This is a genomic window from Methylobacterium sp. E-065 (genome assembly GCF_022829605.1).
In the GTDB taxonomy this organism is placed as follows: domain Bacteria; phylum Pseudomonadota; class Alphaproteobacteria; order Rhizobiales; family Beijerinckiaceae; genus Methylobacterium.
In genome coordinates, this window is the sequence record NZ_JAKSYD010000077.1 from 110,887 (window position 1) to 130,546 (window position 19,660).

The following is a 19,660-nucleotide window of genomic DNA, read 5'->3' on the forward strand; positions in this document are numbered from 1 at the left end:
TCAGGGCTTCTCGGGCGGATTCGTATTCGCGGCCTCCTCGTAGGCCTCCATCCAGCCGGCGCGCTCCTCGGATCCCTCCGGATAGGGGCAATCGCTCACGGGCTTGCCGTAGAGGCGGGCGTTGCGGCCTTGGATGAACGGGCTGTCGCTCGCGGTGGCTTGGACGTTCGTCAATATCGCCTCCCGAAGATTGGCGGTGGAAGCCCTGGAGTGGGGCTTCGTTAACGGCCGCGGCGCTATTCTGTTGCCGTCTCAAGTCGCGTATCGGATCGTCGATTGCGTATCCTGCGTTCCCTCATCGGCGGCATTCTCGTCCTCGCCTCCACGGCGACGGTCGTGTTCGTCAGCGCCGACCGGCTCGCGCATCTGGCGCCGGCGCCGGTGGTCCGCGCCGCCCAGGCCGAGCCCTCCGCCACCGGGTCCCTGCCTGCGCCCATCAAGGCTGCCCCGGCGCCGAAGCCGGCTGCGCCCGGCATCCCGAACGGATTCGACACCGAACGGCTCCATGCCCTGATGCGTGGCGATCCGATCCTGCCGGGGCGGTAAGGTGCAGGCGGGATAACGCTTATCCCACCCTGGACCTCATCCTGAGGTGCCGGAGCGAAGCGGAGGCCTCGAAGGAGCCTTCCAGCTGGCCGCGCGATCCCTGGAGCCCTCCTTCGAGGCCCGCTGACGCGGGCACCTCAGGATGAAGGGGATGGATTGCAGTAGCTCGGAAGGCCTACCGCGCCGTCCGAAACACCTGCAGGTCGAGATCCCGCACCTTCTTGCGCAGGGTGTTGCGGTTGACCCCAAGCAGCTCCGCAGCGCGGATCTGGTTGCCGCGGGTGGCGGCGAGTGCCGCGCCGATCAGCGGGCCTTCGATCTCCCGCAGGATCCGGTGATAGAGGCCGGGCGGCGGCAGCGTGTCGCGATAACCCGAAAAATAATCCGAGAGGTGCCGCTCCACTGCGCTCGACAGGCTCTCCGATTCGCCGCCGGCCTTGCGGCCGGCCCCGTTGGTGGACGACGACGCGGGCGCGGCCAGCGGCAGCGTGTCGAGCTCGGCCTCGATCACCGGGCCGGTGATCGTGTCCTGCGGATAGAGGGCGGCGAGCCGCCGGACGAGGTTCTCCAATTCGCGGACGTTGCCGGGCCAGCGGTAGCGCTTCAACCGCTCCATCGCATCGCCGTCGAGGGACTTCCGGGTCAGGCCCTCGCGCTCGACCATCACGAAGAAGTGGCGGACGAGGTCCGGCACGTCCTCGGATCGTTCACGCAAAGCCGGCAGCCGCAGCGGCACGACGTTGAGCCGGAAGAACAGGTCCTCGCGGAAGATGCCCTGCTGGATCGAGATCCGCAGATCCTTGTTGGTCGCCGCGATGATGCGCACGTTGGTCTTGATCGGCACCCGGCCGCCGACCGTGGTGTACTCGCCCTGTTGGAGTACGCGCAGAAGGCGCGTCTGCGCCTCCATGGGCATGTCGCCGATCTCGTCGAGAAACAGCGTGCCGCCCTCGGCCTGCTCGAACCGGCCGGCCGAGCGCTGGAGCGCGCCCGTGAAGGCGCCCTTCTCGTGGCCGAACAGCTCGGATTCGATCAGGTCGCGCGGGATCGCCGCCATGTTGACCGGCACGAACGGGCCGGTGCGGCGGCGGCCGTAATCGTGCAGCGCCCGGGCGACCAGCTCCTTGCCGGTCCCGGATTCGCCGGTGATCATCACGGTAAGGTCGGTCGGCATCAACCGGGCGAGCGCCCGGTAGATCTCCTGCATGGCGGGCGAGCGGCCGACCAGCGGGATGTCCTCGTTGTCCGGCGGCGCGCCGGACGGCGCCGCGCCGCGGGGCCGCGACAGCGCCCGGCCCACGATCGCGATCAGCTCTTTCAGGTCGAAGGGCTTGGGCAGGTACTCGTAGGCGCCCCGCTCCGAGGCCCGGATCGCCGTCATGAACGTGTTCTGCGCACTCATCACGATGATCGGCAGCTCCGGCCGCACCCGCTTGATGCGCGGCAGCAGGTCGAACACGTTCTCGTCGGGCATCACCACGTCGGTGATGACGAGATCGCCCTCCCCCTGCGCGACCCAGCGCCAGAGGGTCGCGCAATTGCCGGTCGAGCGGACCTCGTAGCCCGCCCGGGACAGCGCTTGATTGAGGACGGTGCGGATGGCGGCGTCGTCGTCAGCGACGATGATGTGGCCGTTGGGCATGACTCTCTACTCAGAGCTCCGACGGGGGCCGGACGGGGGAATGCGACTTCACGGATCGACCGCCGATTCGCGACCGTCGCGGGCGCTCGACATCGGCAGGAGGATGCGGAACGTCGTGCGGCGGGGGGCGGGATCGCACTCGACGATCCCTCCGTGATCGCCGACGATCTTGGCCACCAATGCAAGACCGAGGCCGGACCCCTGCGCCTTGGTGGTGACGAACGGGTCGAACAGGTCCTGCAACAGCTCCGCCGAGATACCGGGACCGTTGTCGCGCACCGCAACCTCGATCGGCAGGCTGACCCGCTCGCGGGAACCCGGCACCTGCAGGCGCAGGCCGGTGCGGAAGGCGGTCGACAGGGTGATCTCGCCCTCGACCGCGTCCGGGCCGATCGCCTCGGCGGCGTTCTTCACGAGGTTGAGGATCACCTGGATCAGCTGATCGCGGCTGCCGAGCACCGGCGGAAGCGACGGATCGTAGGTTTCGACGAAGCGGATGTGACGCGCGAAGCCCGACTGGGCCGAGCGCTTCACCTGATCGAGCACCCCGTGGACGTTGACGGCGCCGCGATCGGCCGGGCGCTCGTCGCCGAACAGCTCCATCCGCTCGACGATACGCACGATCCGGTCGGACTCATCGCAGATCAGCCGGGTGAGCAGCCGGTCCTCTTCGGCACCGGTGCCCTCTAGGAGCTGCGCGGCGCCGCGGATGCCGGCGAGCGGGTTCTTGATCTCGTGCGCCAGCATCGCGCCGAGCGCCACCATCGAGCGCGCGGCGCCGCGATGGGTGAATTGCCGGTTCATCTTGTCGGCGATGGTGCGCTCTTGGAGCATCATCACCACGGCATCGCCGTCGTCGCCGAGCGGGGTGGCGAACACGTCGACGCTTCGCTCCAGCCCAAGGCGGGGCTGGGTCAGCTCGACCCGGTACTCACTGACGCTGGCGCCCCGGCGCCGCACCTCGGCCACCAGGGCGATGATCGGGGAGGCGAACGGGATGATGTCGCGCAGCCGGCGACGCTGCATCAGGCGCGCGGAATAGTCGAAGAACGCCTCGGCGGCATGGTTGCAATGGAGGATCTGCTCGTCGGCGCCGATGGTCAGGACCGGCAGCGGCAGGGCGTTGAGCACGGCCTCGGCGGCGGTGTCGCGCCGGCCGCCGATTGCCTGCGGGGGGCGTTCGTCGCTCATGCAGCCTCCCGCACCGTGATCGCCGGACCCGCGAAGGCCCGGGCCAGCAGGTCCAATGCAGCCGCCGGATCGGTCGTGGTCAGGAGCGCCGACCGCTCGGCCGGCTCCAGCGCCCCGCCGGTCTCGGCATAGGCAGCGAGGTGTTTTCGTGCGTGGCGCACGCCCATCGCGTGGCCGTAGAGCGACAGAAGGCCGGCATAATGCTCGGCGGCCAGCGCGGCCTGCTCGACGCGCGACGGTTCTGGGACCGGCCGGCCGGCCAGCGCCGCCGCGACCTGTCCGACGAGCCAGGGCCGGCCGGTCGCAGCCCGGCCGATCATCACCCCCGCGGCGCCGGAGGCTGCGAGGCAGGCGCGGGCGCTCGCAAGGTCGGTGACGTCGCCGTTGGCGATCACCGGGATCGCGACCGCCTCCACCACCGGCCGGATCGCCGCCCAATCGGCCGTGCCGGTGTAGAATTGCTGCCGGGTCCGCCCGTGGACCGTGACGGCGTTGAGGCCCAGCCGCTCCGCCCGGGCCGCGAGGTCGGCGGCGTTGCGGGTCGTGTCGTCCCAACCGAGGCGCATCTTGACGGTCACCGGCACGGAGACAGCGTTCCGAACCGCGGCAAGAAGCCGTTCCGCGTGGTCGAGATCGCGCATCAGGGCCGAGCCCGAGGCGATGCCGGTCACGATCTTGGCCGGGCAGCCCATGTTTACGTCGATGACATCGGCGCCACTGGCTGCCGCGAGCCGCGCGGCCTGCGCCATCGGCTCCGCCTCGCAGCCCGCGAGCTGGACCACGTGAAGGTCGACGCCGGACCCGTCCGCGCGCAGGGTCGCCTCGCCGGCGCCGCGCGTCAGCTCGCGCGCCGCGACCATCTCGGAGACGACGGCGTCGGCGCCGCAGCGGCGGGCGATCCGGCGCATGTGCAGGTCGGTGACGCCGGAGAGCGGTGCCAGCAGGCAGAGCGGCGCAGGCTGTGCCCCACCCTCCACCGGCCGTCCCCCGCGCAGCGCGCTCAAATAATGATCAGTCGCCATTCTGCCCAACAATGAGGCAAGGCCCGTCCGCTGGCAAGCGGGGCCGCGCGTTGATTTCGAAGCCTCCCCCGCTTAAACGACGGGCTTGCTCATCGGCAGGGCAGCCGCGTCACGGCAGGTCCGCGTCCGGCCCGCGATCCCGCCCCAGCTTCCACGAGTCCATCGCCCATGTCCGCCACCGGCACGCCTGCCACCGGATCCGCACCCGCGGGATCCGGCGTCGCCGCGGTGGTGGTGGCGGCCGGTCGCGGCATCCGCATCGGCGGCGGCACGCCCAAGCAGTATCGTCGCGTCGGCGGTCAGGCGGTCCTCACGCGCACGCTGGCGGCGCTGGCCGCCCAGGACGCCATCGACCGGATCCAGCCGGTGATTGCCGCCGACGCGGCCGAATTTTTTCAGACGTGCCTGGGGGAGCTCGATGCCGGGCTCCGCGGCAAGATCGCCGAGCCGGTCGAGGGTGGCGCGACTCGCCAACTCTCTGTCCGGGCCGGTCTCGAAGCTCTGGCCGGCGCGGCGCCCGAGATCGTGCTGGTCCACGACGCCGCCCGCCCCTACGTCGACGCGCCGCTGATCGCCCGGGCGATCGCGGCCGGGCGCGACCATGGCGCGGCCGTGCCGGGCGTGCCGGTGACCGACACGGTCAAGCGGGTCGTCGACATCGCCCCGGGCATCGGCCGGGTGCACGAGACGCCGCCGCGCGAGCATCTGCGCGCCGTCCAGACCCCTCAGGCCTTCGTGTTCGGACCGCTGCTGAACGCCCATCGGGACGCCGCCGCGCAGGCCCTCGACGGCTTCACCGACGACGGCGCGCTCGCCGAATGGGCGGGCTTGCCGGTGGTGGTGTTTGCGGGCGACATCGCCAACCGCAAGATCACCCAGCCTGCCGACCTGATCGAGGCCGACCGCACCTTCGCGGCCGGTTCCGCCGAAACCCCCGCGCCGGGAGCCCGCACCATGACCAGCTACGTGACTCGTCTCGGCACCGGCTTCGACGTCCACGCCTTCACCACCGGAGACCATGTCTGGCTCGGCGGCGTGAAGATCCCGGCCGATCGCGGCGTGCTGGCCCATTCCGACGGTGACGTGGCGCTCCACGCACTGACCGATGCTCTGCTCGGTGCCATCGCGGACGGCGATATCGGCACCCACTTCCCGCCCTCCGAGGAGCGCTGGCGCGGCGCGTCGTCCGATCAGTTCCTGGCCCACGCCTGCGAGCTGGTCCGCGCCCGGGGCGGCCGGATCGACCACCTCGACATCACGGTGCTGGCGGAGGCACCGCGCATCGGCCAGCACCGCGAGGCGATCCGGGCGCGCATCGCCGAAATTGCCGGCGTGCCGCTCTCGGCGGTCTCCATCAAGGCGACGACGACCGAAAAACTCGGCTTCGTCGGCCGGGCCGAGGGGCTGGCCGCTCAGGCCGCCGCGACGGTGCGGCTGCCCGAGGAGGACGGCCCCAGCCTCGACGCGCAGGCCGAGACCGCGATGCGGCAGGGCTGAGGCTCAGCCGATCCGCAGCAGCAGCGCAACCGCCGCGATGGCAAGCGCCGCCATCGTGAGCAGGATGCCGCCACCCCGGCAGGCGAACTGGCGCGGGGAATTCGGGGCCGCGAACATCCCGATCGGATGCAGGATCCGGCCGACCAGCAGGGCGATCAGCAGAGCCTGAACCAGCCCGTGGCCGCCGCCGCTCGCCTCCAGCAGGCCGATGACGATCAGCGCCAGCGGCACGTATTCGGCGAAGTTCGCGTGCGAACGGACGCGCTTGAGCATGGCCGCGTCACCGCCCTCGCCCAACAGGACGTTGTTGGACACGCGGCTTGCCATCACCCATCCTGAGAGGCCTAGATAGAAAAGGGCGAGCAGCCCGGCGTAGAAGGCCATGGTCGCGGGGAAGGTCATCGGCATTGGATCTCCGGATCGTGCCGAGCTGTCCTTCGGATGGGACAGGCTTCGCGCCACACCCCGAGATAGGGCGCGGCCGCCCCATGGGAGCCTGTTGGCGATGATCGACGACACGGAACTCCTGGCCCGCGCCGAGGCGCTGGTGGCGGCCTACACGGCGGCGAAGCGCACCATCGCCACGGCTGAATCCTGCACGGGTGGCCTCGTGGCCGGCCTGCTCACCGCGGTGCCAGGCTCCTCGGCGGCAGTCGAGCGCGGGTTCGTCACCTACTCGAACGAGGCCAAGGCCGAAGCGATCGGTGTATCGATGGACCTGATCCGCCAGCACGGCGCCGTCAGCGAGCCGGTGGCGCGGGCGATGGCCGCCGGCGCGCTCGCGAACTCCCGGGCCGATGTGGCGGTAGCGATCACCGGGATCGCCGGCCCCGGCGGCGGCAGCGCGGAGAAGCCGGTCGGCCTCGTCCATTTCGGTCTCGCCGTGCGAGACGGCGGCGTGCGCCACGTCGAACGGCGCTACGGCGATCTCGGGCGCGCGGGCATCCGCCGGGCCGCCGTCGCCGATGCGCTCGGCCTTCTGGAGGACGCTCTTCGCGACTGAAGGAGGGACGCTTCATGGAGAGGGTGACCACCCGCCTCTGCATCGTCGGCGGCGGCCCTGCCGGGATGATGGCCGGCCTGCTCTTCGCCCGCGCCGGGATCGACACGGTCGTGCTGGAGAAGCACGCGGATTTCCTGCGCGACTTCCGCGGGGATACGATCCACCCGTCCACCCTCGATCTGATGGACGAGCTGGGCTTCACCGACCGCTTCCGCGCCCTGCCCCAGCGGCGCGTCGAACATTTTTCCGGGGTGGTGGCCGGACGCAGCTACCGTGTGGCCGATTTCAGCCGGCTGCCGACGCGCAACCGTTTCCTGTCCTTCATGCCGCAATGGGATTTCTTGGACTTTCTGGCCGGCGAGGCGGGGCGCTATCCGTCCTTCCGCCTGATCCGCCGCACCGAGGCCCGGGAGCTGATCGAGGTGGATGGCCGAGTCGCGGGCGTGCGCGCCGCTGGTCCTGACGGCCCGGTCGAGATCCGATCCGATCTCGTGCTCTGCGCGGACGGCCGGCACTCGCGCATGCGGGACTGCGCCGGTTTCACGCCCCGGGCCTTCGGCGCGCCGATCGACGTACTGTGGTTCCGCCTGCCCCGCCGGGATGGCGACCCCGAGGCGGCGGCCGGGCGCTTCGGGCCGGGGCGCATCCTCATCACCCTCGACCGGGGCGATGCGTGGCAATGCGCCTACGTGGTGCCGAAGGGTGGCGATGCGGCACTGTGGGCGAAAGGACTGCCGGCCTTCCGGGCCACGGTGGCGGAGATCGCGCCGTTCCTGGCCGACCGCACCGCCGAGATCGCCGACTGGGACGACGTCAAGCTCCTGACCGTCACGGTCGATCGGCTGGAACGCTGGCACCGGCCGGGGCTGCTCTGCATCGGCGACGCGGCCCACGCCATGTCGCCGGTGGGCGGGGTCGGGATCAACCTCGCGATCCAGGATGCGGTGGCGGCGGCCAATATGCTGGCCGAGCCGTTGCACGCGGGGCCCGTCGCCGAGGCCGATCTCGCCCGGGTCCAGGCCCGGCGGATGTTTCCTGTCCGGGCCACGCAGGCGCTGCAGCGGGTGATTCAGTCGCGGGTAATCGCGGCCTCGCTCAAGACCGATGCGCCGTTCCGGGCGCCGCTGGCGCTGCGGATCCTGGATGCCGTGCCACCGCTTCAGGTCCTGCCGGCGCGGATGATCGGGATGGGCGTGCGGCCGGAGCATGTGCGCGTGCCGGCGCGGGCCTGAGACCGTCTCGGCGAGCGGCCCTCACCCCGGTCATCCCACCCTGTCACCTCATCCTGAGGTGACCGCGAAGCGGGCCTCGAAGGAGGGCTCCAGGGATCGCGCGGCTTCTGGAGGGCTCCTTCGAGGCCTCCGCTGTGCTCCGGGACCTCAGGATGAGCGGGTTGGATTGGATACCCCGCGTTCGCAGACCGGCCTGTTGCAGTGCCGCGTCGCTGCGCGATGACGGCCGCTACGCTCGCGCCCCGTACATCCGGTCGGCCCGCCCCTCGAACGCGTCGGTGAACTTGCGAAAGGCCCGGTCGAACATCGTGCCCATGAGCAGCCCCAGCGTGCGGCTCTTGAACTCGTAGGTGATGAAGAAGTCGATCGCGCAGCCGCCATTCGGCGCTTCCTTGAACAGCCAGCGGTTCTCCAAGTGCCGGAACGGGCCGTCGATATACTCGGCCACGATCTTGAGATTGGCCGGCTCGAGGCTGACCCGGGTGGTGAAGCGCTCGCGGATCGCCTTGTAGCCCACACCCATCTCGGCGATCAGCACCTGACCGCCCTCCGGCATGTCCTGCCGGCGGATCACCCGCAGGGACTCGCAGAGCGGCAGGAACTCGGGGTAGCGCTCCACGTCGGCGACGAGGTCGTACATCTGCTGCGGCGAATGCTTCACCGTGCGGGTGACCCGGAAGGACGGCATCGTGTTCGGGTTTCCTTCAGGCCGAGAGCGCGGGCGACAGTTTCGCCAGACGCGCAGCCTGCAAACGCGCGAAATCTTCACCCGCATGGTGCGACGAACGCGTCAGGGGCGTGGCCGAGACCAGCAGGAAGCCCTTGGCGTAGGCGGTGGTCTCGTAGGCTTTGAACTCGTCGGGGGGGACGAAGCGCACGACCTCGTGGTGCTTCTTCGACGGCTGCAGGTACTGGCCGATGGTCAGGAAATCGACGTCGGCCGAGCGCAGGTCGTCCATCAGCTGGAGCACCTCGTGCCGCTCCTCGCCGAGCCCGACCATGATGCCGGATTTGGTGAAGATCGACGGGTCAAGCTCCTTGACCCGCTGGAGGAGGCGGACCGAATGGAAGTAGCGGGCGCCGGGCCGCACCGTGAGGTACTTGGCCGGCACCGTCTCCAGGTTGTGGTTGAACACGTCGGGCTTAGCGGCGACCACCACTTCCAAAGCGCCGTCCTTGCGCAGGAAGTCGGGCGTCAGGATTTCCACGGTGGTTCCAGGACTCGCCCGGCGGATCGCCGCGATGGTCCGGGAAAAATGCTCGGCGCCGCCGTCCTTCAGATCGTCGCGGTCGACCGAGGTGATCACCACGTGGTGCAGGCCGAGCTTGGCGACCGAATCGGCAATGTTCTCGGGTTCGTGCTGATCCAGGGCATCGGGCAGGCCGGTGCGCACGTTGCAGAAGGCGCAGGCCCGCGTGCAGGTGTCGCCCATGATCATGAAGGTGGCGTGCCGCTTCTCCCAGCATTCGCCGATATTCGGGCAGCCCGCCTCCTCGCAGACCGTGACGAGCCCGTGCTCGCGGACGATCTTCTGCGTCTCGGTCCAGGCCTTCGAGCCCGGCGCCTTCACGCGGATCCAGTCCGGCTTCTTGGCCTGGACGGGCTGATCGGGCCGGTGCGCCTTCTCGGGATGGCGGACCGGCCGCGGATCATTCTTCAGGATGTCGAGGACGACGGCCATGGGTCGGGGGCTGCCACACCGCGTGGAGGCGCCCAAAGGCGCGGTCGGGATCGCCCTGACTTAAGCCCCAAGGCCCCGCGCCGCAAACCACCGCGACGCAGGGACGCCCCGCGGCGGTTGAGGGTATGGCGGTTCCGTCAGATCCCGAGGGTGCGCACGAACAGCCCAGCCAGCGCCGCGCCGATGACCGGACCGCCCACCGGAATCAGAGCGTAGCTCCAGTCCGAAGTTCCCTTCCCGGCGATCGGCAGCACCGCGTGGGCGATGCGCGGGCCGAGGTCGCGGGCGGGGTTGATGGCGTAGCCGGTGGTCCCACCGAGCGACAGGCCGATGCCCCAGACCAGCATGCCGACCATGTAGGGCGCCACGCCCCTCGGGATCGCCCCGGTGGCGCCCAGGGTGTTGGTCACGAGGGCCGAGATGGTCAGGATCAGGAAGAAGGTGGCGATGATTTCGGAGATCCAGTTGGACTTCGCATCGCGGATCGCCGGGCCTGTGCAGAAGCAGGCCAGCTTGAGATCCTGCTCCGGCGTCGCCGCCCAATGCGGGAGGTAGTGGATCCACACGATCACGGCGCCCACGAAGGCGCCGAGCATCTGGGCCGGGATGTAGATTGCGAGCTTGCTGAAATCCCCGGACGTGACCGCGCCCGCCACCGTTACGGCGGGATTGAGATGCGCGTCGGGGCTGCCGGTAGCGTTCGCGACGAAGATGCCGGCGAGCACCGCAAACGCCCATCCGGCCGTGATGGCGATCCAGCCCGCATTCTCGCCCTTCGATTTCTTGAGCAAGGCGCCGGCCACGATCCCGTCACCCAGCACGATCAGCGTCATCGTGCCGAGAAATTCACCCTGGAATGGCGAAGTCATCGTGTTGTCTCCCCCGTTTGTTGGTGCTTTTTGAAGTTTTGGCCTGGCGCAAACGCGCTCTCCTGCCCCTTTCGGGGAGAAGTTTGGGGATCGGAGATCCCGCTTGGGGGTCGTGCAGGATCGAGCGGCGCGGTGCCTTCTGAACCACCCCCACCCCTGGTCCCTCCCCGCAACGGGGAGGGAAAAGCGTCCTCAATCCGCGTCGGTCTTCCAATCGAACGACCGCTGCACCGCCCGGCCCCAGGCGGCGGCGATCTTTTCGCGTTGGCCGGCATCCATCTTCGGCGTCCAGCGCTTGTCGACGCCCCAGTTGCGCTTGAGGTCGTCGAGCCCCTTCCAGTAGCCGACCGCCAGACCCGCCGCGTAGGCGGCACCGAGCGCCGTTGTCTCGGCCACCTTCGGGCGCACCACCGGCACGTCGAGCATGTCGGCCTGGAACTGCATCAGCGTGTTGTTGGCGACCATGCCGCCATCGGCCCGCAACTCCTTGACGGGGATGCCGGAATCCTTGGCCATCGCGTCCAGAACCTCGTGGGTCTGGAAGGCGGTCGCCTCCAGGACCGAGCGGGCAATGTGGCCGCGGTTGACGTAGCGGGTCAGGCCGATGATCAGCCCGCGGGCGCCCTCGTTCCAGTGCGGCGCGTAGAGGCCCGAGAAAGCCGGCACGAAGTAGACGCCGCCATTGTCCTCGACCGTGGTGGCGAGCGTCTCGACCTCGGCGGAATCCTTGATCATGTGCAGGTTGTCGCGCAGCCACTGTACCAGCGCGCCCGTGATGGCGATCGAGCCTTCGAGCGCGTAGGCCGGCTTCTGGCCGTCGAGGCGATAGGCCAGCGTTGTGACGAGGCCGGCCTCCGACGGGACAGGCTCGGTGCCGGTGTTCATCAGCGCGAAGCAGCCGGTGCCGTAGGTGTTCTTGGCCTCGCCCGGGCTGAAGCAGGTCTGGCCGAACAGGGCCGCCTGCTGGTCGCCGAGGATGCCGGCGATCGGCACGCCCGCGAAAGGCGCCTTGGTCTCTCCGTAGACCTCGCTCGACGAGACGATTTTCGGCAGCATCGCCCTTGGGATGCCGAAGGTTTTGAGCATGCCCGCGTCCCATTCGAGGGTCTTGAGCGACATCAATTGCGTGCGGCTGGCATTGGTCACGTCGGTGACGTGGAGGCCGCCCTCCGTGCCGCCGGTGAGGTTCCAGACGAGCCACGTGTCGATGTTGCCGAACAGGACGTCGCCCGCCTCGGCCTTCTCGCGCGCGCCGGGCACATGGTTGAGGAGCCAGCGGAGCTTGAGACCCGAAAAGTAGCTTGCCAGCGGCAGGCCGGTCAGGTCGCGGAACCGGTCGCGGCCGCCGTCGCGGGCGAATTCGGCCACGAGGCGGTCGTTGCGGGTATCCTGCCAGACCAGGGCGTTGTGCAGCGGCTTGCCGGTGGTCCGGTCCCAGATGACCGTGGTCTCACGCTGGTTGGTGATGCCGATCGCCGCGAGGTCGGAGGGCTGGAGGCCACCCTTCTCCAAAGCCTCGCGCATCACGGCCTGCGTTTTCGTCCAGATCTCGGTGGCGTCGTGCTCGACATGGCCGGGGGCCGGGTAGATCTGTGCGTGCTCGGCCTGGGCCAGCGCGATCACGCTGCCCTCCCGGTCGAACACGATGAAGCGGCTGCTGGTGGTGCCCTGGTCGATGGCCCCGACGTAACGGCTCATCGTTCCCTCCCCTGTTATGCCCGACCGGTCTGCGCCGGAGCGGGTCCGAAATCGTCAGGCCGCCGCGGCCCTGCGGTCGAGGTAGGCGGCAAGCCGCGCCGCACTGTCCGGGCTCGTGCGCAGGCCGAGCTTCGAGCGCCGCCAGAGGATATCCTCGGCGGTGACCGCCCATTCCTCGCCGCGCAGGTAATCGACTTCCGCCGCCGTCAGCCCGCCATCGAAGGTCTCGCCGAGATCCGCCACGGAGCGGGCAGTCCCGACGATGTCGCGGGCCCGCGTGCCATAGGCCCGGGCGAGGCGCCGGGCGGTCTCCTCCGGCAGGAACGGCTTTTCCGCTCGGAACTTCGCCAAAAACTGGTCGAAGTCCGAATCCTTCATCGCGCCACCCGGCAGGACGGCGTCACCGGTCCAGGCCTTCTTGAGATGCGGGAAGTACGGCTTCAGCTTCTCCAGCGCGTGTTCGGCGAGCCGCCGGTAGGTCGTGATCTTGCCGCCGAATACCGACAGCACGGCGGCCTTCCCACCCTGGTCCTCGACGTCGAGGACGTAGTCGCGGGTCACCGCGGAGGCGTTCTCGGCGGCGTCGTCGTAGAGCGGGCGCACGCCCGAATAGCTCCAGACCACGTCGGCCGGAGAGATCTTGGTGTCGAACGAGCGGTTGATGCATCCGCACAGGTAGTCGGTCTCTTCAGCGGAGATCGAGACCGGGCCGGGCTCCCCGTCATAGGGCACGTCGGTGGTGCCGATCAGCGTGAAGTCGCGCTCGTAGGGGATCGCGAAGATGATGCGCTTGTCGGGCTGCTGCAGGATGTAGGCCTGATCGCCGTCGAACAGGCGCTTCACCACGATGTGGCTGCCCTTGATCAGCCGCACCGCCGCCCGGCTGTTGATGCCGAGCGTGCCGCCGAGCGTCGCGCTGACCCAGGGGCCGGCGGCGTTGACAACGGCCCTGGCGCGGATCGTCCGCTCGGCCCCGCCGCGCTCGTCGCGGAGCGTCGCGACCCAGCCCTCGCCCTCGCGCCTTGCCGAGACGACACCGGTGCGGGTCAGCACCGTGGCGCCGCGCTCGCGGGCATCCATGGCGTTGAGCACGACGAGGCGGCTGTCCTCGACCCAGCAGTCGGAATACACGAAGCCGCGCGTCAGGCGCTTCTGTAGCGGCGCGCCGTAGGCGGAGCTGCGCAGATCGACTCCGTGGGAGCCCGGCAGGGTCCGCAGCCGCGCGAGATGGTCGTAGAGGAACAGGCCGAGCCGCAGCATCCAGGCCGGGCGCAGGCCCTCGTCGTGGGGCAGCACGAAGCGCAGCGGCCAGATCACGTGGGGGGCGAGCTGCAGCAGCCGTTCGCGCTCGGCCAAAGCCTCCCGGACGAGGCGGAACTCGTAATATTCAAGGTAGCGCAGGCCGCCATGGATCAGCTTCGTCGAGGACGAGGAGGTGAACCCGGCCAGATCTCCGCGCTCGGCCAGCAGCACCGACAGGCCGCGACCGGCCGCGTCCCGGGCGATGCCGGTGCCGTTGATGCCGCCGCCGACGACCAGAAGATCGTAGGCGTCGGACGGCTCGCGCTGGCGCGTTGCTGCCGCCATGGTTCCTCCTGCCCCGCCCTGATGGCGAGTTGGAGATATATTGACGCAGCCGAACGCTTTCGCAAGCGAAAAATTCGATGTTCGTTACGGTTCGTCTGTCCCTTCGGCGACCGCAAGGGTCACGCCATGACGCTCCAGCAACGCGACGGTGTCAGGCGGCGGCGGCTGATCGGTGAAGAAGGTGTCGATCTGGTCGAGGCGCCCGACCTGGACCATCGGCCGCCGGGTGAATTTGGTGTGGTCTGCCACGAGGAAGGTTTTCCGCGCGTGCGCGAGGATGGTCTGCGTCGCCCGTACCTCCTCGTAATCGTAATCGAGGAGCGCGCCGTCGGCGTCGATGCCGCTGATGCCGATGACCGCCACGTCGACCCGGAACTGGCTGAGGGTGTCGCAGGTGAGTTGGCCGAGCACCGCGCCGTCCCGGTTGCGCACGGTGCCGCCGGCCACGACGATGCGGAACTCCGTCGCCTCCCCCAGGGAGAGCGCGACGTGGAGATTGTTGGTGATGATGCTCAGATCGTCGTGCCGGATTAATTCCTTAGCGACCGCTTCGGGCGTCGTGCCGATATTGATGAAGACCGAGCAGTGCGATGGGATCCGGCTCGCCGCGAGCCGGCCGATCCGGGTTTTCTCCGGCAGCAGGGTCACCCTGCGATCGGCGTAGTCGATGTTCTCGACGCTCGACGGCAATCCGCCGCCGCCGCGGTAGCGCTCGAGCCGGCCCTCGGCGCTCAGCTCATTGAGATCGCGGCGGATCGTCTGAACGGTGACGCCGAACTGCGCCGCCAGGGCCTCAATGGTTACGAAGCCCCGCTGGCGCACCGCCGCCACGATGGCGCTGCGCCGTCCCTCGACGCCGGTCGCCTCGATCCTGTCCTCGAACCTCCGGTCGAGCGGTCGTGTCATCGTTCCTCCCGTGTCGTTCCGCCCGGCCCGCGGCGTGCACCTGGTCTCAGGCGATGTTCGGTTCCGAACATTTTTGTGGTGATGCTTGTATTCGCCCGAGCGTGAACCGCGTGTGTCGATCCGGCAAGGCCCAAAGCGGACCAACGGGAACGCCACCTGCGGAGACGGACGGCTGAAGTATGGTTCCGATCACTGCACCCAGGTGGAGGTGCGGATACGAAAAAGGCCTGCCGCAGGTGCGGCAGGCCTGATCGAGCGGGCTCGGCCGCCCCGTGGCGGCGAGCGCCGCGACCTTACATGTGGTGGCGCATCCGGCGATGATGCCGCATCCGCTTGTGCTTCATCATGCGCTTGCGCATCATCGGCCGCTCGGCTGCCGGAGCGGCGCCCCGCTCCATCGCCGCCGCTTCGCCGGCCCGCTCCATGCCGCCGCGCGGGCCACCGGCCTGCGAGCCCGAATTGTTGTAGGGCGCGTTGCCCTGCGCGTAGGCGGAGCCCGCGAGGAGCGTCAGCGACGCGGCGGCCAACAGAAGTTTCCTCATCATCAATCCCTGGCATAGTCCGACGCAGGCGAGGCGCCGACCATCATAGATGCGGCACTGCTGCGTCGGAAAATAAGCGGCTGAGCCAAGACTTGGTTCCCGTCGCCGCTCCGCGCCCGCGGCGTGATTGCCGGGATCATGAACACAGCCTATTGCGCCCTTCGTGTCGTCCGGGATCCGACGGACGATCAGGGGGGAGCGGACGACCTTGGCCAGCAACGGAACGGCCTATCTCCTCCTCGATGTCGCCGGAACGCCCTGCGCCTTGCCGCGCGACGCGGTCTCCGAGGTGCTGCCGCTGCCGGATCTCCACGCCCCGCCCGCGGCCGGAGGCTGGCTGACGGGCTTCCTCAATCTTGGTGGCGCGCCGGTGCCCGTGATCGACCTCGCGTCCCTTCTTGGCCTGCGTCCGGCGGGGGCGCCGGCCGGCCTCTACGCGCATCTCGTCCTCGTCCGGGATGAGGCCGTCGCGTATTGTGTGGATCGGGCCGCCGATCTCGTCACCGTACCCGACTTCGCGATCCGCCCGGCCGGCGAGGACGGGACGCTCAACGGCTGCGTGGCGGCCGAACTCGTTCTCGGCGAGCGCCTCGTCCACGCGCTGGCGCCGACGCGCCTCCTGACCGCGCAGGAGCGTGCCCGGGTCGCTGCGCTCGCCCGGGCCGCCGCCGAGCGCCTCGCTGCCCTGCCCGTTTCCGCCTGACCCGCGATGTCCCGTCCGGGCCCGCCCCGCCCCGATCCGGGGGCCGATCCCGCCTACGCGGCGCTGAAGGCGCGGATCATCGCGCGCACCGGCCACCACTACTACGTCGACAAGGACGATCTCCTGATCGAGCGTCTGCGGCGGCGCTTCCGCGAGGTGGGGGCGGCCGACTGCGCGGCCTACGCCGCCCTCCTGTCGGACGGCGCGCAGGGCGAGGCCGAATGGGCGCGCCTCGAGGCCGAGATCACCGTCGGCGAGACGTTCTTCTTCCGCTACGCCGAGCAGTTCCAGGCGCTGCGCGAGCGGATCCTGCCGGCGTTGATCGCAGCCCGCGCATCGGAGCGGACGCTGCGGATCTGGAGTGCGGGCTGCTCGACCGGGGCCGAGCCCTATTCCCTGTCGATCCTCGTGCAGGAGTTGCTGGGCGACGCTCTGCCGAATTGGCGGGTCTCGATCCTCGCAACCGATATCAGCGCCGAGGCGCTCGCCACCGCCCGCGCCGCCGAATACGGCCGCTGGGCCCTGCGCACGATGCCGCCGGCGGAGCGGCTGCGGTACTTCACCCGCCTGCCCCCGGCGCCCGGGATTCGGCGTGAGGGCGGCTATGCCCTGCGGCCGGAATTCCGGGGTCTGGTGCGGTTCGAGCGCGGCAACCTGCTCACCCTTGCCGATCCGCAGGCGCGGGACGGCGAGCGGTTCGACCTGATCCTCTGCCGAAACGTGCTGATCTATTTCGACGCCCGGACGGTCTCCGCGGTGGTGCGCGGCCTCGGCCGCAGGCTGCGGCCGGACGGCTGGCTGCTCCTCGGCCACGCCGAGCCGAGCCCCGCCTTCGCGGGATTCCTCGATGCGGTCAGCCTGCCTGGGACCGTGGCCTATCGCACCCTGTCCGATGCGCCGGCGTTGCCGCCCGTCGTGCTCGCTGAACCGGAGCTCCCGTCGATCGCGCCACCGGTGGTTCGTGGCGGCGCGCTCGCGGATGCCACGCTTACGGACGCCCCGGGGCTGCCCGCCGTGTCTGCCGACGAGGCGATGCCGCGCACCGTCATATCGGCCGGCGCTGCGCAGCGCGCACAGGCTATCTTACTTCACGACGTGTCTGATCAGGGCGTGTCCGAGCGTGATCGCATCCGCGTCCTCGCGGATGCCGGGGATACCGGGTCGGCATGGCGGGCGCTGCGCATCGCCCTCGACCGCGATCCGACCGATCCGGCCTTGCGCTTCTACGAGGGCCTCCTCGCCCGGGCGCTGGGCCGCGACGCGGAGGCCGAGCGGGCGCTGCGGGCGGCCCTCTATCTCGACCGGGGCTTCGTGATGGCCCACTACCATCTCGGCCTGTTGCTGATCGCCCTGGATCGCCCCGGCGAGGCGGCCCGCGCCCTCGACAACGCCATCGCGCTGAGCCAAGCCCTCGCCGAAGCCCTGGGATCCGACACGGTGCTGCCCGAGGGCGACGGCGTGTCCGCCGGGGACGTCGCTGTAGGGGCAGCCGCGGCCCGCGCGGCGCTCGGCCGCGGCAGCAGGAGTTCCTGATCGTGCGGAGTCATGAAGTGCCGTCAGATAGCGCTGATGGATGGCTGCGCGTCCCCCTCCCCCCTCTGCGGGGGAGGATGGGCCCTGCGTCAGCAGGGGTCGGGAGAGGGGAAGCCCGGCTTCAGAAAAGGGCGCAGCCTTCATGCAGGGCAGACCTCCATCCTGCACCGTCGCTCCCCCCTTGCGGGACTTCGTCCCGACCCTCCCCCCTCCGGGGGCCACCCTCCCCCGCAGAGGGGGGAGGGAAATGCGCGGCGGCCTTCGGTCCCGACTATCCTGAAGCCGCGCGTCTCGGCCTGCGACGCCCGACCATCGTGGCGCCCTAATGGAACCGAGCGCGACCAGACAGGATCCAGGCGCGGCCTCGCGCCTCCGATCGGAGGACGAACTCCGAGCCGAACGAACCGCAGCGCTGGCCCGGCGCGGTATCAGCGCTTCGAATACCGATGCCGGCCTCGACCACCTCGTCTGCTCCTGCGGGAGCGAGCGCTACGGCCTGCCGCTGAAAGCCGTCGCGCAGGTCCTGCCGATGCGTCCGCTCACGCCCATGCCGGGGGCGGTGCCGTCGCTCATCGGCCTCATCGCCCTTTCGGGGCGGATCGTCGGCGTCCTCGGCCTCGCCCGGGCGCTCGGTCGGCCGGAACCCGCGGGCGAGCCCGGTCATGTCGTGGTGCTGCGCGGAACCCCGGCCCATCAGCCCCTCGCCCTGGCGGTCGATCGGGTGCTGGGGATCGCCCCCGCGGCGGCAGCGGCGACGAATCCCGGCGGGTTGGGCAACGAGGTCGCTTCAGGCTATGCCCCCGGCGTGGCAGGTGCCGACCGACCGGACTTCGTCATCATCGATCTTCCTCGCCTCCTGCGTCGCGCCCTGCCCTGACGGGCTCGCGAAGCAGGTTCCGCAGACACAGCCGCTGGTTTTCTCGAGACCTGCGCCCCACCACGCCCCCAACCGGAGCCAGCCCGACCGTGAATCTCTCGATCGGTAGACGCATCCTCCTCGGCTTCTTCGCCGTCACGGTCGTGATCGTGGCGCTCGGGCTCTACGCTCTGGAGCAGATCGGTGCGGTGCGCGACACGACCGACGCGATTGTCCGGCGCGATATGACGGTGCTGCGCCAGATCGACGACCTCGGCAATGAGGCCCGCGATCTCGGCCTGCTGCGCCGGACCGCCGTGATCGCGATGCTGACGTCGACGCAAGGCCGCCAGGTGCGCACGGACGACACCGTGGCGGCCTGGCGCCAGACCGCCACCCAGATCGAGAACCGGCTCGCCACCACGATCCAGCTCTCCACCGAGTACCGGGCCTACTCGGCCTCCACCGAGCGTGTGGCGGCGTGGGACCGGATCGCTGCCGCGGCGGCCGATGTCCAGCGCACCTTCCGTGAGGTCAAGAGCCTCGGGGAAGCGCAATTCGCGGCGATCGCCAAGCAGGATGTCGCCGGCGTCGAGGCTCGCAACGACGAGATCGCCCGCCTCCAGACGCCCTTTCTGGAGGGGATCAGGAACCTCAGGACCCTGCTCGACGGTGGCATGGCGCTGGGCCAGCGTGCCGCCCAGGAGGTCTACGACCGCTCCCGCCTCTCGATCTACCTGACGCTCGCCGCCGCGATCGTGCTGGCGATCCTGGTCACGTGGATGATCAGCCGCGCGGTGGTGCGCCCGCTCGAGACCGTCATGGCCTTCGTGGAACGGGTCGGCGGCGGGGACCTGTCGGGCCAGCTGCCGATGACCGGCCGCGACGAGATCGGGCGGCTCGCCACCACGCTCAACGCCATGGTGGCCGGCCTCTCGGACCTCGCCAAGACCAACCGGGCCGCCACCGCCGACCTGAACGCCGCGGCGGCCGAGATCCGCGCCTCGGCCCAGGAGCAGGCGGCCTCCGTTGAGCAGCAATTTGCCGCCGTGCAGGAGACCGCCGCCACGGTCGACGAGATCACGCATTCGGGCGCCCAGATCAGCAAGCGCGCCACCGAGGTGATCGCCACCGCGCAGGCCACCGCCCAG

20 protein-coding genes are annotated in these 19,660 nt (G+C 69.9%); 8 read left to right on the top strand and 12 right to left on the bottom strand.

All coding sequences use genetic code 11. The annotated features are described in order from the left end of the window. A complete protein-coding gene (locus MKK84_RS08270; RefSeq protein ID WP_243918601.1) occupies nt 1-174 on the bottom strand; it encodes an Rmf/CrpP family protein in 174 nt (57 codons plus the stop codon). A 102-nt stretch (nt 175-276) separates the two neighbouring features. Here MKK84_RS08270 and MKK84_RS08275 point away from each other — a divergent pair, with 102 nt between their 5' ends. Next, on the top strand, nt 277-546 hold the full coding sequence (locus MKK84_RS08275) for a hypothetical protein (RefSeq protein WP_243918603.1): 270 nt from the start codon (nt 277-279) through the stop codon (nt 544-546). 175 nt (nt 547-721) lie between these two features. Here MKK84_RS08275 and ntrC read toward each other — a convergent pair whose 3' ends face one another. Genes ntrC through dusB form a run of 3 tightly spaced genes read right to left on the bottom strand, consistent with a single transcriptional unit; the run spans nt 722 to nt 4,401 of the window. Continuing rightward, the gene (ntrC, locus tag MKK84_RS08280) at nt 722-2,188 is read right to left on the bottom strand and encodes a nitrogen regulation protein NR(I) (RefSeq protein ID WP_243918605.1); all 1,467 of its coding nucleotides are present in this window, start codon (nt 2,186-2,188) and stop codon (nt 722-724) included. Nucleotides 2,189-2,236: 48 nt separating this feature from the next. Beyond that, entirely contained in the window at nt 2,237-3,379 is a 1,143-nt protein-coding gene (locus MKK84_RS08285; protein WP_243918607.1) for a two-component system sensor histidine kinase NtrB, read from the bottom strand. Then, the gene (dusB, locus tag MKK84_RS08290) at nt 3,376-4,401 is read right to left on the bottom strand and encodes a tRNA dihydrouridine synthase DusB (protein WP_243918609.1); all 1,026 of its coding nucleotides are present in this window, start codon (nt 4,399-4,401) and stop codon (nt 3,376-3,378) included. The genes MKK84_RS08285 and dusB overlap by 4 nt, the downstream gene beginning before the upstream one ends. A gap of 168 nt (nt 4,402-4,569) precedes the next feature. Here dusB and MKK84_RS08295 point away from each other — a divergent pair, with 168 nt between their 5' ends. Further along, on the top strand, nt 4,570-5,898 hold the full coding sequence (locus tag MKK84_RS08295; RefSeq protein WP_243918611.1) for a bifunctional 2-C-methyl-D-erythritol 4-phosphate cytidylyltransferase/2-C-methyl-D-erythritol 2,4-cyclodiphosphate synthase: 1,329 nt from the start codon (nt 4,570-4,572) through the stop codon (nt 5,896-5,898). Between the two features lie 3 nt (nt 5,899-5,901). On the opposite strand, the gene MKK84_RS08300 is transcribed toward MKK84_RS08295, so the two are convergent. Next, a complete protein-coding gene (locus MKK84_RS08300; protein ID WP_243918648.1) occupies nt 5,902-6,300 on the bottom strand; it encodes an MAPEG family protein in 399 nt (132 codons plus the stop codon). A 103-nt stretch (nt 6,301-6,403) separates the two neighbouring features. Here MKK84_RS08300 and MKK84_RS08305 point away from each other — a divergent pair, with 103 nt between their 5' ends. Together MKK84_RS08305 and MKK84_RS08310 are read left to right on the top strand one after the other, a co-directional pair. Beyond that, nucleotides 6,404-6,901, top strand: coding sequence for a CinA family protein (locus MKK84_RS08305; protein WP_243918613.1), 498 nt, complete (start codon nt 6,404-6,406; stop codon nt 6,899-6,901). A gap of 14 nt (nt 6,902-6,915) precedes the next feature. Next, nucleotides 6,916-8,133, top strand: coding sequence for an FAD-dependent oxidoreductase (locus MKK84_RS08310; RefSeq protein ID WP_243918615.1), 1,218 nt, complete (start codon nt 6,916-6,918; stop codon nt 8,131-8,133). Nucleotides 8,134-8,362: 229 nt separating this feature from the next. Here the strand turns inward: MKK84_RS08310 and MKK84_RS08315 are convergent, their stop codons facing one another. The 7 genes from MKK84_RS08315 to MKK84_RS08345 all read right to left on the bottom strand — a co-directional run bounded on the left by MKK84_RS08315 (nt 8,363) and on the right by MKK84_RS08345 (nt 15,417). Continuing rightward, on the bottom strand, nt 8,363-8,821 hold the full coding sequence (locus MKK84_RS08315; RefSeq protein WP_243918617.1) for a type II toxin-antitoxin system RatA family toxin: 459 nt from the start codon (nt 8,819-8,821) through the stop codon (nt 8,363-8,365). 16 nt (nt 8,822-8,837) lie between these two features. Continuing rightward, complete coding sequence (gene lipA, locus MKK84_RS08320) at nt 8,838-9,815, bottom strand: lipoyl synthase (RefSeq protein ID WP_243918619.1); 978 nt, start codon at nt 9,813-9,815, stop codon at nt 8,838-8,840. Between the two features lie 137 nt (nt 9,816-9,952). Further along, entirely contained in the window at nt 9,953-10,684 is a 732-nt protein-coding gene (locus MKK84_RS08325) for an MIP/aquaporin family protein (protein ID WP_243918621.1), read from the bottom strand. 192 nt (nt 10,685-10,876) lie between these two features. After that, the gene (gene glpK, locus MKK84_RS08330) at nt 10,877-12,382 is read right to left on the bottom strand and encodes a glycerol kinase GlpK (RefSeq protein ID WP_243918623.1); all 1,506 of its coding nucleotides are present in this window, start codon (nt 12,380-12,382) and stop codon (nt 10,877-10,879) included. Nucleotides 12,383-12,436: 54 nt separating this feature from the next. Continuing rightward, entirely contained in the window at nt 12,437-13,969 is a 1,533-nt protein-coding gene (gene glpD, locus MKK84_RS08335; protein ID WP_243918626.1) for a glycerol-3-phosphate dehydrogenase, read from the bottom strand. Between the two features lie 84 nt (nt 13,970-14,053). Beyond that, complete coding sequence (locus tag MKK84_RS08340; protein ID WP_243918628.1) at nt 14,054-14,875, bottom strand: DeoR/GlpR family DNA-binding transcription regulator; 822 nt, start codon at nt 14,873-14,875, stop codon at nt 14,054-14,056. A gap of 293 nt (nt 14,876-15,168) precedes the next feature. After that, a complete protein-coding gene (locus tag MKK84_RS08345; RefSeq protein ID WP_243918650.1) occupies nt 15,169-15,417 on the bottom strand; it encodes a hypothetical protein in 249 nt (82 codons plus the stop codon). 208 nt (nt 15,418-15,625) lie between these two features. Between MKK84_RS08345 and MKK84_RS08350 the strand changes: the two genes are divergently transcribed. The 4 genes from MKK84_RS08350 to MKK84_RS08365 all read left to right on the top strand — a co-directional run. Next, the gene (locus tag MKK84_RS08350) at nt 15,626-16,120 is read left to right on the top strand and encodes a chemotaxis protein CheW (protein WP_243918630.1); all 495 of its coding nucleotides are present in this window, start codon (nt 15,626-15,628) and stop codon (nt 16,118-16,120) included. Between the two features lie 6 nt (nt 16,121-16,126). Continuing rightward, nucleotides 16,127-17,653, top strand: coding sequence for a CheR family methyltransferase (locus MKK84_RS08355; protein ID WP_243918632.1), 1,527 nt, complete (start codon nt 16,127-16,129; stop codon nt 17,651-17,653). A 325-nt stretch (nt 17,654-17,978) separates the two neighbouring features. Continuing rightward, entirely contained in the window at nt 17,979-18,530 is a 552-nt protein-coding gene (locus tag MKK84_RS08360) for a chemotaxis protein CheW (protein WP_243918634.1), read from the top strand. Nucleotides 18,531-18,619: 89 nt separating this feature from the next. Then, on the top strand, nt 18,620-19,660 hold a 1,041-nt coding region (locus MKK84_RS08365), incomplete at its 3' end, for a HAMP domain-containing protein (protein ID WP_243918636.1).

Coding starts and splice junctions, on each gene's coding strand:
- MKK84_RS08360 (WP_243918634.1), top strand. CDS start 17,979: ATGGAACCGAGCGCGACCAGACAGGATCCAGGCGCGGCCTCGCGCCTC.
- glpD (WP_243918626.1), bottom strand. CDS start 13,969: ATGGCGGCAGCAACGCGCCAGCGCGAGCCGTCCGACGCCTACGATCTT.
- MKK84_RS08295 (WP_243918611.1), top strand. CDS start 4,570: ATGTCCGCCACCGGCACGCCTGCCACCGGATCCGCACCCGCGGGATCC.
- dusB (WP_243918609.1), bottom strand. CDS start 4,401: ATGGCGACTGATCATTATTTGAGCGCGCTGCGCGGGGGACGGCCGGTG.
- lipA (WP_243918619.1), bottom strand. CDS start 9,815: ATGGCCGTCGTCCTCGACATCCTGAAGAATGATCCGCGGCCGGTCCGC.
- MKK84_RS08310 (WP_243918615.1), top strand. CDS start 6,916: ATGGAGAGGGTGACCACCCGCCTCTGCATCGTCGGCGGCGGCCCTGCC.
- ntrC (WP_243918605.1), bottom strand. CDS start 2,188: ATGCCCAACGGCCACATCATCGTCGCTGACGACGACGCCGCCATCCGC.
- MKK84_RS08315 (WP_243918617.1), bottom strand. CDS start 8,821: ATGCCGTCCTTCCGGGTCACCCGCACGGTGAAGCATTCGCCGCAGCAG.
- MKK84_RS08355 (WP_243918632.1), top strand. CDS start 16,127: ATGTCCCGTCCGGGCCCGCCCCGCCCCGATCCGGGGGCCGATCCCGCC.
- MKK84_RS08340 (WP_243918628.1), bottom strand. CDS start 14,875: ATGACACGACCGCTCGACCGGAGGTTCGAGGACAGGATCGAGGCGACC.
- MKK84_RS08325 (WP_243918621.1), bottom strand. CDS start 10,684: ATGACTTCGCCATTCCAGGGTGAATTTCTCGGCACGATGACGCTGATC.
- MKK84_RS08345 (WP_243918650.1), bottom strand. CDS start 15,417: ATGAGGAAACTTCTGTTGGCCGCCGCGTCGCTGACGCTCCTCGCGGGC.
- MKK84_RS08285 (WP_243918607.1), bottom strand. CDS start 3,379: ATGAGCGACGAACGCCCCCCGCAGGCAATCGGCGGCCGGCGCGACACC.
- MKK84_RS08300 (WP_243918648.1), bottom strand. CDS start 6,300: ATGACCTTCCCCGCGACCATGGCCTTCTACGCCGGGCTGCTCGCCCTT.
- glpK (WP_243918623.1), bottom strand. CDS start 12,382: ATGAGCCGTTACGTCGGGGCCATCGACCAGGGCACCACCAGCAGCCGC.
- MKK84_RS08305 (WP_243918613.1), top strand. CDS start 6,404: ATGATCGACGACACGGAACTCCTGGCCCGCGCCGAGGCGCTGGTGGCG.